Source organism: Embleya sp. NBC_00896, from assembly GCF_045207785.1.
Classification (GTDB): domain Bacteria; phylum Actinomycetota; class Actinomycetes; order Streptomycetales; family Streptomycetaceae; genus Embleya.
In genome coordinates this window covers 1,129,465-1,140,987 of record NZ_CP108776.1, presented here as the reverse complement: position 1 = coordinate 1,140,987, position 11,523 = coordinate 1,129,465, and the positions used below count along the sequence as shown (strand labels likewise).

Here is an 11,523-nt window from a genome sequence, read left to right as displayed (position 1 = left end):
CAGTCCGCCGAGCCACGCCGGGCTTGCCCCACCTCACGGCACTACGCTGGTCCCATGCCCGATGCCCATGGACAACGCCGTGATCGGCTGCGCTCCCGCCTGGCCGGTGCCGGTGTGGACGTTGCCCTGATCACCAATCTCGTCAATGTGCGCTATCTGACCGGCTTCACCGGGTCGAACGCCGCGCTGCTCGTGTACACGCCGGGATCCGGCGGTGGGGCGTCGTCGGCGGGCGCCGTGCTGTGCACGGACGGTCGCTACGCGAGCCAGGCCGGCGAGGAGTCGCCCGACGTCGAGCTGCTGGTGGAGCGGGCGTGCGCGCAGGCGCTGACCAAGCGGGCCGCCGCGGCCGGCGGGGTGCGGCTCGCGATCGAGGAGCAGCACGTCACGGTCGAGCTGTACCGCGCGCTCGGCGCGATCGCGGCGGAGGCGAGCCCGGCCGCCGAGCTGATCGGGCTCGGCCGGGTGGTCGAGGACCTGCGCAAGATCAAGGACGCCGAGGAGATCGCGGCGCTGCGGATCGCGTGCGAGATCGGCGACCGCGCGCTCGGCGAGATGATCGAGTCGATCCTGGTCGGCCGGACCGAGCGGCACATCGCGATGGAGCTGGAGCGGCGGATGGCCGACCACGGCGCCGACGCGGTCGCGTTCCCCACCATCGTGGCCACCGGCCCCAACTCGGCGGTGCCGCATCACGACCCCGGCGACCGCAGGGTCGAGGACGGCGACTTCCTCAAGATCGACTTCGGCGCGCGCTACCACGGCTACCACGCCGACATGACCCGCACCTTCGTGATCGGGACCGAGCCGACCACCTGGCAGCAGGAGGTCTACGGCGTGGTCTTCGCGGCCCAGAAGGCGGGCCGTGAGGCGCTCGCGCCGGGCGTCGAGCTCGCCGCGGTGGACAAGGCCGCGCGCGATGTCATCGAGCAGGCCGGCTACCTGGAGTTCTTCACACACGGCCTGGGTCACGGCGTCGGCCTCGAGATCCACGAGGACCCGCGTCTGGGCCCGACGGCGACCGGTAAGCTGGACGCTTGCATGCCGGTCACCGTCGAACCGGGGATCTATCTCCCCGGCCGAGGCGGTGTCCGGATCGAGGACACCCTCGTGGTCCGTCCGCTCGAAGACGGCGGGCCTGAGCTACTCACCATCACGACCAAGGAGTTGCTCGTCCTGTAACGGGCTGTCTCGGTACAAACCCGTCCGACGCGCGATCATCCGGTCCCAGAAGCACGCAGGAGACACCACACTCGTGGCCACGACCAACGACCTGAAGAACGGCATCGTGCTCAAGCTCGACAACGGCCAGCTTTGGTCCGTCGTCGAGTTCCAGCACGTCAAGCCCGGCAAGGGCGGCGCGTTCGTTCGTACGAAGCTCAAGCATGTCCTCTCCGGCAAGGTCGTGGACAAGACCTTCAACGCCGGCACGAAGGTCGAGACGGCCACCGTGGACAAGCGCGGCATGCAGTTCTCGTACAAGGACGGCACCGACTTCGTGTTCATGGACACGGACACCTACGAGCAACTGCCGATCTCGCCCGAGACCGTCGGCGACGCCGCCAACTACCTCCTCGAGGGCTTCGAGGCGACCGTCGCGATCTACGAGGGCGCCGCGCTCTACGTCGAGCTGCCGGCCTCCGTCGAGCTGCTCATCGAGTACACCGAGCCGGGCGTCCAGGGCGACCGGTCCACCGGTGGCACCAAGCCCGCGAAGCTGGAGACCGGCTTCGAGATCGCGGTCCCGCTCTTCATCACGACGGGCGAGAAGGTCAAGGTCGACACCCGTTCCGGTGACTACCTGGGCCGCGTGAACAGCTAGTGGCCGGTGCCCGCAGCAAGACCCGGAAGCGCGCTCTGCAGATCCTGTTCGAAGCCGACCAGCGCGGCGTCGACCCGGTGACCATCCTCGCGGACTGGGTCGGCCGCTTCCAGGCCGACAAGGCGGAGCCGCAGGTCGCCGACTACACGATGCAGCTGGTCGAGGGCGTACAGGAGCACCGCAAGCGGATCGACGACCTGATCGGCACCTACGCCGTCGGGTGGACGCTCGACCGCATGCCCGGCGTGGACCGCAACGTCCTGCGTCTGGGCATCTACGAGCTGCTCTGGGAAAGCGACGTCCCCGACGTCGTGGCCATCGACGAGGCCGTCGAACTCGCCAAGGAGTACTCCACGGACGAGTCCCCGGCCTTCGTGAACGGCCTGCTCGCGCGGATAAAGGATCTCAAGCCGACGCTGCTGCGCTAGCGCTCGCTTCCGGCCACGGCACCAGTCGAGCCGCTTCCCCTGCCGGGGAGGCGGCTCGTCGTGTTCTCGGGCCGCGAGGGCCTGCGGTGAGTCAATGAAGATGCTGTGATCCAATGAAGACAATGGGGATCATGAAATCCGAGCGGAAGAGTTTTCGCCTGCGAGACATCGGCGACGAGCCCGACTATCGCTTCACGCTCGCCAACGAGCGGACCTTCCTGGCCTGGATTCGCACCGCGCTCTCGCTGCTCGCGGGCGGCGTGGCGGTGGTCCAACTGGTCCCGGACCTGGGGCCGCGCTCGCAGCGGCTCGTGCTCGGCCTCGTGCTCGTCGCGCTGGCGCTCACCCTGGCGGCGACGGCCTACCGGCGGTGGTACCAGGTCGAGCGGGCCATGCGGCTGAGCCGCGCGCTGCCCTTCTCGGCGCTGCCGCTGGTGCTCTCGGCGGGCCTGGTGATCGTGATCGTGGTCACGGTCGTGCTCATGCTCGTGGCCTGATGCCCCGCGGCACGCGCCTGCCGGGACCGCCGCTGGACCCGGGCCTGCAACCCGAGCGCACGCGGATGGCGTGGACGCGCACCTCGCTGGCGTTCGTCGCGAACGGCGGCCTGCTCGTGCACGCGGGCCACGTGCCGGATCGCTGGTGGTACATGCTGCCCGGCGCGGCGGCCATCGCGGCCGGCTTCGCGGTGTACGTGGTGGGCCTGCTCCGACACCGCCGGGTCGACCAGGCGATCCGCGACGGCGCCCCCGTGGCCGGCGACCGGGCGATCCGGGCGACCTGGATCACGATGCTCGTGGTGTGCGTGCTCGCGGCGACGGTGCTGGTGACTCGGCCCTGATCGCTCGGGTCGGCGCTGATCGGCCCTGATCGGCCCTTGTACCCTTCCGCGCGCACCGCGAGGATGCGCGGCATGACCACCAACGATCTCGGCACTCGTGGATTCGCCCGCGGCACCGACCGGTACGAGCGGGCCCGACCCTCCTACCGGCAAGACGTCCTGGACCACCTGTGCGCGGCCGCGGGCATCGGGCCCGGGACCAGGGTGCTGGATCTGGCGGCCGGCACCGGCAAGTTGACCCGGCCGCTGGTCGAGCGCGGGGCCGAGGTGGTGGCGGTCGAGCCGTCCGCGGCGATGCGCGAGACGTTCGCGCGGGTGACGCCGGGGGTGCCGGTGTACGACGGCACGGCGGAGCGAATACCGGCGCCGGAGGGGTCGTACGACGTCGTGACGGTCGCGCAGGCGTTCCACTGGTTCGATCCGGCGACCGCGCTGCGCGAGATCGCGCGCGTGCTGCGTCCGGGCGGCGTGCTCGCGATGGTGTGGAACGAACGCGACCAGGACGACGAGTTCGTCGAGCGCATGCACCTGGCGGCCGAGTGGCCGTTCCGGATCTTCCGCGACTACCGCCCCGACGTGGACGCGAGCGGGCTGTTCGCCCCCACCGAGCGCAGGGTGTTCCGCTGGCGGGACACCCTGACGCACGATCGGGTGCTGGAGCGGGTGTCGACCTTCAGCTACATCGCGGCGATGGACGAGGCCCCGCGCGCGGAACTGCTGAGCCGGGTGCGATCGGCCGTGACCGAACAGCCGGACCCGGTCGACCTGGCCTATGTCACCGACACCTACATCGCCCGCAAGCACGATCGGGCCCGGCCCGAGCCCGCGGCCGGGTAGCCCGCCCGGCTCAGCCCTCCCGCCACCACCACGCCTGGCTCAGGTTGTCGGGCAGCTCACCGGACGCGCCGAGCTGTCGCATCCCCGCCCGCAGCCCGTCCTTCAGCACCTCGACGCCGTCGTCGCCGACCGCCTTCGTCCACGCGCCCTGGATCCACGACAGCTCGGCCCAGATCACCCGCAGGCACTCGCGCCCGCGCTCGGTCAGGGTGATCCGGCGCGCGCGGCGGTCGGCGGGGTCCGGCTTGCGCTCGACGTAGCCGTACCGGGCCAGGTGCGAGACCACCTCGCCGGCCGACTGCTTGGTCATGCCGAGCCGCCGGCCGAGCTCGGTGGCGGTGGTGCCGCCCTCGCCGACCAGGGTCAGCGCGAAGCCGTGCGTCGGCCGGATCTCGTCGAAGCCCGCGGCCGTCATGCGGTCGGAGAACAGTTGGCTGATCCCGCGCACGGCGCCGACCAGCAACGTCACCAGTTCGGGCCCGGAGGAGGTGTCTTGCTGCACGAGGTAAGAATACCTGTCTAATTTGGTGGGGAAACCCGCAACGCCGCCCCCGATGTCGATCGGGAGCGGCGTGACGGCCGTACGGCCTCGCCTGTCGATCATGCCCTACACGTGGACGGCGACCGCGCCCTCGCGCTTTTCGCCCTGCCGGACGAACAGGGCGAGTACGATCCCGATCGCCATCGTGACGGCCGCGATCGTGAACGCGAGCTGCATGCCGTCGAGGAACGTGGTGTTCGAGGCGTGCCGGATCGCGGCCACCGTCCCCGCGTCCATGGTCGCCGGATCGACCGGCGGGAAGCCCTGCGCGACCTGGCCCTCGATGAACTCGCGTTGCCCGTGTGGCAGCTTGTCGTAGTCGCCCGCGGCGGCCGGCCAGCGATCCGGCAGCATCGAGGACACCTCGGCCGCGACCACCGCGCCGAGCACGGCGGTGCCGAGCGCGCCGCCGACCTGCATCGCGGCCTGCTGGATGCCGGACGCCACACCGGACAGCTCCAGCGAGGCGTTGCCGACGATGATGTCCGTCGCGCCGACCATGATCGGGCTGAGCCCGAAGCCGAGCAGGACGAACGGCAGCATCGTGGAGCCGAAGCTCGCGCCCTCGCCGAGCCGTGCGAGCAGCGCCATCGCGGTCGCCGAGAGCGCCAGGCCGGCGATGATCGGGACGCGCGGGCCGAGCTTGGTGATCGCGAATCCGCCGATCGGCGAGCCGATCATCATCACCACGGACATCGGCAGCATCCGCACGCCGGTCTCGGTCGGGCTCAGCCCGTTGACGCCCTGCAGGTAGAAGGTGATGAAGAACATCGCGCCGAACATCGCGAACGCCATGAAGATCATCAGCACGATGCCGATCGAGAACGACCGGTTGCGGAACATGACCAGCGGCATGAGCGGTTCGGGCGCCCGGGTCTGCCACAGCGCGAAGAGCGCGAGGAGGACGACCGCGGCGGCCATGAAGCTCAGCGTGTACGCGCTGCCCCAGCTCTTCTCGCCGCTCTTGATGACGCCCCAGACCAGGCAGAACATCGCGACCGAGAGCAGCGCGACGCCCAGGTAGTCGATCCGGTTGCTCGCACCCGACACCCGGCTGTTCGCCAGCGCCCAGACGCCGACCACCAGGGTCAGCACGCCGATGGGCACGTTGATGTAGAACACCGACTGCCAGCTGACGTGCTCGACCAGCAGGCCGCCGACGATCGGGCCCGCGGCGGTCGCGGTCGAGATCGCCGCGCCCCAGATGCCGATCGCCATGTTGAGCTTGTTGCCCGGGAAGCTGTTGCGCAGCAGGCCGAGCGCGGTCGGCTGGAGCAGCGCGCCGAACACGCCCTGGAGCACCCGGAACGCGATCAGCATGGTGACCGACTGGGAGAACGCGATGATCAGCGACGTGGTCGCGAAGCCCGCCGCGCCGATCAGGAAGATCGTCTTGTGGCCGTAGCGGTCACCGAGCTTGCCGGCCGGGATCAGGCACACCGCGAGCGCGAGCAGGTAGCCGTTGGTGACCCATTGCAGGTCGGCCAGCGACGCGTCCAGGTCCTTCGAGATGGCCGGGTTGGCGACGCCGACCACGGTGCCGTCGAGGGCGACCATCATCACGCCGAATGCGACCGCGAGGAGGGTGAGCCAGGGGTGCCCCCGCATGTCCTTGCGCGCGGTGGGCTTCGCGGGATCGGGCGGGAGTGCGTCCTGCGTCGCCGCCGTCGAAGTCTGGCTCATGCGTCCCCTACATCCCTGCGTCAAAGCGTGGTTTCGAACCATCGAACGATATGGCACTGTGTGCCAGATAGCCAAATCACTCAAATTGCACACAGTGACAAGTGCCATACTGTGCACAGGCGAGCGAGAGGACCACGCAACGTGCAGGACACGGCCGGCGCCGCGACGGGATTGCGGGAACGCAAGAAGGAACGCACCCGTGAGGCGCTCATCGACGCCGCGCAGGAGCTGTTCCTGCGCAAGGGATACGACGCCACGACGATCGACGAGGTCGTCGCCTCCGTCGACGTCTCCCGACGCACCTTCTTCCGCTATTTCGCGGGCAAGGAGGAGGTCGCGCTGGCGCGGGCGATCGAGTTCGAGGGCCTGTTCCTGGAGGCGCTCTCGATCCGGCCGGCCGACGAGGCGCCGCTGACGGCGCTGCGGCGCGCGGGGCGAGCGGTGGTGTCGGAGATCGACCACGAGCCGGGCAACGGCTCGGGGCACGAGTTCCTGCGGATGCGGAGTCTGATCGAGGGCACCCCGGTCCTGCTCGCCGCGTCGCTGCGCAACGCGATGGAGCTGGAGCGCCGGATGACCCTGGAACTGGCCCGCCGCGAAGGCCTGGACCCGGACCGGGATCGGCGCCCGGCGCTCCTGGTGACCCTGTACCACTCGGTCATGCGCGTCGCGATGGACGAGTGGACCGAGGCCGGGATCCTCGACGGCGCGCATTTGATGCGCACGATCGACGCGGCCTGGGACGACATGGCGGCGCTGCTGGACAGCGGCTGGACGACGAGCGGAATGGCCCGGCCGGAAACCGATCCCGGATTCGAGTAGCGAGGACCGGGGAGGGCGGACGGCGGGCCGTCTCGACGGTCCTTCCGCTATTCCGGATTCCGGTATTCGGGATCGTTTCCACGCGCGAATGTCCGACGGGGCAGACCGGTGATCCGGTCCGCCCCGTCGGCGTTTATGAAGCGCGGTACTACTTGACGCGCTTGACGAACAGGGCGAGCAACGCGCCCGCCAGGGCGATCGCCGCGGCGACCGGGAACAGCGCCTCGTAACCGAGGTCGAGGTCGCTCACGATGAACGGCGCCAGGAACGGCGCGGCGATCTGCGGGCCGGCGTTGGCGATGTTGATCAGGCCCATGTCCTTGCCGACGTCCTCGGGACGGGGCAGCACCTGGGTGATCAGCGCCATGTCGACGGCCAGGTAGACGCCGAAGAAGAAGCCGTTGAGGATCTGGAAGGCGACCATGCCGTTCTCGGTCGCCCAGACCATCGGGATCGCCAGCGAGATGGCGGCGCCGATGCCGGAGACGATCACGAAGGGCTTGACCCGGCCGACCCTGTCGACGATCGGGCCGATCAGCAGTGCCGCGAAGATCGTCGCGACCGCGCCGATGACGGTCAACATGCCCAGCTTGGGGCCGACTTCGTTCGGCGGGATCTTGATGTACGAGACCAGGATGAAGTAGTTGAACGTCAGGATCAGGAAGTAGCCGAGCATCACGCCCAGCCGCGAGAACAGCGCGATGACGAAGTCGGCGTGCTGCCGCGGGTCGACCCAGAAGCCCTTGACGAAGCCGACGACGTCGGCCTTCTCGCGGGGCATGTCCTTGGTGGACCTGTCGGGGCTGACCAGCACGAAGATCAGCGCCGCGGCGACCAGGACCGCGGCGATCAGGTAGAAGCCCTGCTCACCACCGTTGGCCGGGTTCATGAAGCGCCCGTCGAAGCCGCCGATCTGCGCGTCGATGCCGATCAGGTTCATGTCGACGCCGGCGATGATCAGCGAGGCCAGGATCGTCGCGGCCGGCACGCCGAGGCCGATCATCGCCGAGAACACGCCGTACTTCTTGGCCGGCACCCGGTCGGGCATGACCGCGGTCAGCGCGGCCTGGTAGCCGTTCATGATGAACTGGATGACACCCCAGGTCAGACCGACCATGGCGATCGAACTCGCCTGCGCCTGGACGATCAGCGCGATCGCACCGACGATGGCGCAGAAGAGGATGTACGGCGAGCGGCGGCCGAAGCGCGACCGCGTCATGTCCGACAGCTTGCCGAACAGCGGGTTGCCGATCGTCGCGAACAGGGCGCCCCAGAAGGTCGGCCACTTGAGCGCGTTCGGGTCGGGCGCGCCGGTGATGTGGATGACCTGCACCGGGAGCATGTAGATGCCCACGCCCAGCCACAGCATGTACAGCGCGATGTTGGCCAGCGGCAACGTCGCGTACAGCGGGCCGAGCTTGTACCCGGCCTTGGCGGCTTCCGCGGGGGACTCCGGGGCCGGCGACGAGGAGCCGGGCGCCTCTGTGGTGGTCGAACTCATGTGGACCGTCCGATGGAGGGGACTCGAAACCGTCCCTGCACGGGGGTCTCGAATCGTTGACGAGGTGTTGATCCCGGAGCCTAGGTGACACGTGTAAGCAGGGGAATGGGTCTACAACGTGAAATCACTCTGACTAGATAACGATTTGATCGTTCAAAATTTGAACGAAGACGAAAATGCGCCGAATGGTCACGCGCAGTGATCTTGTAACGACCGACACGTGTTCGGTAGCGCATTCGAGCGATTACGGCCAAGGTTGTGCCCGCTAACCAGCGGAACCGGATCGCACCTCCCTGCGATCCGACAGACACATCGGTTGCGCGCGGGCCGGTCCCGCGTGCGGGTGCGGTTGGGGGTGTCGTCGAGGATGACGAGCACGAGGTCGGTCATGCACGGCGCGGGAGGCCGCGGATGAGCGCGCCGGAGACCGGGAGCAAGCCGCCGACCAGTTCCGATGTCGCCCGGCTCGCCGGGGTGTCCAGGTCCACGGTCAGCTATGTACTGAACTCGCCGCCGGGCGTACGGGTGAGCGCGCAGACCCGTGAGCGGGTCATGCTGGCCGTGCGCGAGCTGGGGTACGCGCCCAGCGCGCCGGCCCGGTCGCTGCGCTCGGGCAACAGTGACGTCGTGCTCTTCCCGCTGCCGCTACAGCCCATGGGTCAGTTGCTCGAAGCCTTCATCGACGAGCTCGCCGAGGCGCTCAACCGGCACGAGCTGAGCCTGCTCATCCACGCCGACCGAACCTCGCGCGGCGCCGACGCGGCCCGCCAGTGGGCGGCATTGCGGCCGCTCGCGGTGATGGCGGAGTCCAATCGGCTCACCGGTGGCGCGGTGGACGTGCTCAAGCGGGCCGGTGTGCGGGCGATCTTCGCGTGGGGCCGCGAGGAGCACCCCGACGTGCCCACCGCGATCTTCGACAACCGGGACACCGGACGCCTCGCGGTCCGCCACCTGATCGACCGCGGACACCGCCGCCTGGCGTGTCTGGTGCCCTCCGGGTCGCTCGCCTTCCTGGGCGAGGAGCGCTGGGCGGGGGCGCAGGCCGTCGCCGAGGAGGAGGGTGTGCCGCTGCGTCGGGTGGATGTCGGATACGTCCGTGAGGACGTGCTCGCGATCGTTCGACAGTGGCAGCGCGAGAGCGAGCCGCCGACCGCGGTGTTCGCGGGCAACGACGACTTCGCGCTGATGATCATCTCGGCGCTGCGCGAGTGCGGCTGGTCCGTCCCGGACGACATGGCCGTGGTCGGCGCCGACGATCTGCCGTTCTGCGACCTCGTCTGGCCGCGCCTGACGAGTGTCTCGATGCACACCCGGACGATGGGCTCGGGCGCCTCGGACGCGATCACCACGCTCATCCGCGGGCGTGACTACCGACCGGGTGGTCGAATGGTCGTGCACCCGCGGGTCGTGGTCCGCGAATCCGGCTGAGGTCGGCGAACGTACAAGAGGTGAAGGGTCCCGGAACCTGACGGCTCCGGGACCCTTCGGCGTTACGTACTGCCGTGGTGACTATCGGCTATTCGAGTGTCACGCGTTGTTCTGGTTCTCCACCGCGCGGCGGGCCTCCGGGTTGAGCACGCCCCACCCGATGAGCTGCTCGGTCAGCACGCTCGGCGACTGGTCGTAGATCACGGCCAGGGTGCGCAGGTCGTCCTGGCGGATCGACAGCACCTTGCCGTTGTAGTCGCCGCGCTGGCTCTGGATGGTCGCCGCGTAGCGCTGCAGCGGGCCGGCCTGGTCGGACGGGACCGTCTGGAGCCGCTCCAGGTCCAGGACCAGACGCGGCGGCGGCTCGGCGGCGCCGTTCGGGGTACCGCCGGGCAGGAGCTCCTGCACGGGGACGCCGTAGAAGTCGGCGAGTTCGGCGAGGCGCTGCACGGTTACCGCACGGTCGCCGCGTTCGTACGAACCGACGACGACGGCCTTCCAGCGCCCCTGGGACTTCTCCTCGACGCCGTGCAGGGACAGGCCCTGCTGGGTCCGGATCGCGCGGAGCTTCGCCCCGAGCTGCTTGGCGTAGTCGCTGGACATCTCGCTCCCAAAACAGGTGACTGACCGTGAAGGTCCACCGGTGGTTGGCCGAACCGATGGGGTGGCTACCTCCGGGCCGGCTTTCTGTACCTCGAACTCTCCCCGAAGCTGCGAGGTTCGGCACGTCGCGACTGTCGCGTTTGGCCCGGTGGTGACTCATTGTGAGGTTACGCAGAGTAATTTGCGTCCGTCAAGCCGAACGGGCTACAAAGCCGGATTCCCGCAGGTGAGAGGGGTCTTTGCGGCGCTTTCGTCCGGGGCCTCCCAGCCTGTCCGGGCGGCCGAAAGATTGATGATGTTGGCTGATACTGTGAGGGACGTACCCCGGCGTCCTTTAAAGCCCGTCCTGTGAGACGGGGAAGGAGGTCTGTTTCCCATGACAGCACCTGGCACCACCCCTGGCGGCACGTCGGCCGCCCGCCCCAAGGACCTCGACCCGGCCACCGCCCGTCCCGTCCTGGACGCCTCCGACATCAACCGGGCACTGACCCGGATCGCGCACGAGATCGTCGAACGCGCCAAGGGCGCCGACGACGTCGTGCTCCTGGGCATCCCGACCCGCGGCGTGGCCCTGGCCCGCCGGCTCGGCGAGCGGCTCGCCTCGATCGAGGACGGCACGAAGGTCCCCGTCGGAGCGCTCGACATCACCATGTACCGCGACGACCTGCGCCTGGGCCCGGCCCGCGCGCTGGAGCGCACCGAGATCCCCGCCGAGGGCATCGACGACAAGCTCGTGGTCCTCGTCGACGACGTGCTCTTCTCCGGCCGCACCATCCGCGCGGCCCTGGACGCGCTCAACGACATCGGCCGCCCGCGCGCCGTGCAGCTCGCCGTCCTGGTCGACCGAGGCCACCGCGAACTCCCCATCCGCGCCGACTATGTGGGCAAGAACCTGCCCACGTCGCAGCGCGAGACCGTCAAGGTCCACCTCTCCGAGTACGACGGCCGCGACGCGGTCCTGCTCGGTACCCGCGCGGCCGACCCCGCCGCAGCCCTCACCGACGCGGAGAAGTAGCC

General features: G+C 69.3%; 13 protein-coding genes. 9 read left to right on the top strand and 4 right to left on the bottom strand.

Going from position 1 to position 11,523, the window contains the following annotated elements:
- Positions 1–54 precede the first annotated feature (54 nt).
- From OG928_RS05490 to OG928_RS05465, 6 genes are all read left to right on the top strand, one after another.
- A complete protein-coding gene (locus tag OG928_RS05490) occupies positions 55–1,182 on the top strand; it encodes an aminopeptidase P family protein (protein ID WP_406280073.1) in 1,128 nt (375 codons plus the stop codon).
- A gap of 73 nt (positions 1,183–1,255) precedes the next feature.
- Positions 1,256–1,822: an elongation factor P gene (gene efp / locus OG928_RS05485; protein WP_406280070.1), complete on the top strand. Its 567-nt coding sequence runs from the start codon at positions 1,256–1,258 to the stop codon at positions 1,820–1,822.
- Positions 1,822–2,250, top strand: coding sequence for a transcription antitermination factor NusB (gene nusB / locus OG928_RS05480; protein WP_360323203.1), 429 nt, complete (start codon positions 1,822–1,824; stop codon positions 2,248–2,250). Before efp ends, nusB begins: the two co-directional genes overlap by 1 nt.
- Before the next feature lie 122 nt (positions 2,251–2,372).
- Positions 2,373–2,747, top strand: a complete 375-nt coding sequence (locus tag OG928_RS05475) for a YidH family protein (RefSeq protein ID WP_406280067.1) — start codon at positions 2,373–2,375, stop codon at positions 2,745–2,747.
- A complete protein-coding gene (locus tag OG928_RS05470; protein ID WP_406280064.1) occupies positions 2,747–3,091 on the top strand; it encodes a DUF202 domain-containing protein in 345 nt (114 codons plus the stop codon). Before OG928_RS05475 ends, OG928_RS05470 begins: the two co-directional genes overlap by 1 nt.
- A 72-nt stretch (positions 3,092–3,163) precedes the next feature.
- Positions 3,164–3,928 (top strand): class I SAM-dependent methyltransferase, encoded by a 765-nt coding sequence (locus OG928_RS05465; protein WP_406280061.1) that lies wholly within the window; start codon positions 3,164–3,166, stop codon positions 3,926–3,928.
- A gap of 10 nt (positions 3,929–3,938) precedes the next feature.
- On the opposite strand, the gene OG928_RS05460 is transcribed toward OG928_RS05465, so the two are convergent.
- On the bottom strand, positions 3,939–4,430 hold the full coding sequence (locus tag OG928_RS05460) for a MarR family winged helix-turn-helix transcriptional regulator (protein ID WP_406280058.1): 492 nt from the start codon (positions 4,428–4,430) through the stop codon (positions 3,939–3,941).
- A 105-nt stretch (positions 4,431–4,535) separates the two neighbouring features.
- Positions 4,536–6,152 (bottom strand): MFS transporter, encoded by a 1,617-nt coding sequence (locus OG928_RS05455; RefSeq protein WP_406280055.1) that lies wholly within the window; start codon positions 6,150–6,152, stop codon positions 4,536–4,538.
- A 141-nt stretch (positions 6,153–6,293) separates the two neighbouring features.
- Between OG928_RS05455 and OG928_RS05450 the strand changes: the two genes are divergently transcribed.
- On the top strand, positions 6,294–6,974 hold the full coding sequence (locus OG928_RS05450; RefSeq protein ID WP_406280052.1) for a TetR/AcrR family transcriptional regulator: 681 nt from the start codon (positions 6,294–6,296) through the stop codon (positions 6,972–6,974).
- A gap of 148 nt (positions 6,975–7,122) precedes the next feature.
- Here OG928_RS05450 and OG928_RS05445 read toward each other — a convergent pair whose 3' ends face one another.
- Entirely contained in the window at positions 7,123–8,475 is a 1,353-nt protein-coding gene (locus tag OG928_RS05445; RefSeq protein ID WP_406280049.1) for an MFS transporter, read from the bottom strand.
- 411 nt (positions 8,476–8,886) lie between these two features.
- Between OG928_RS05445 and OG928_RS05440 the strand changes: the two genes are divergently transcribed.
- Positions 8,887–9,903: a LacI family DNA-binding transcriptional regulator gene (locus OG928_RS05440; RefSeq protein ID WP_406280046.1), complete on the top strand. Its 1,017-nt coding sequence runs from the start codon at positions 8,887–8,889 to the stop codon at positions 9,901–9,903.
- Positions 9,904–10,002: 99 nt separating this feature from the next.
- Here OG928_RS05440 and OG928_RS05435 read toward each other — a convergent pair whose 3' ends face one another.
- Positions 10,003–10,506: a transcriptional regulator gene (locus OG928_RS05435; RefSeq protein WP_355535963.1), complete on the bottom strand. Its 504-nt coding sequence runs from the start codon at positions 10,504–10,506 to the stop codon at positions 10,003–10,005.
- A 376-nt stretch (positions 10,507–10,882) separates the two neighbouring features.
- Between OG928_RS05435 and pyrR the strand changes: the two genes are divergently transcribed.
- Positions 10,883–11,521: a bifunctional pyr operon transcriptional regulator/uracil phosphoribosyltransferase PyrR gene (gene pyrR, locus OG928_RS05430; RefSeq protein ID WP_406280042.1), complete on the top strand. Its 639-nt coding sequence runs from the start codon at positions 10,883–10,885 to the stop codon at positions 11,519–11,521.
- Positions 11,522–11,523 lie beyond the last annotated feature (2 nt).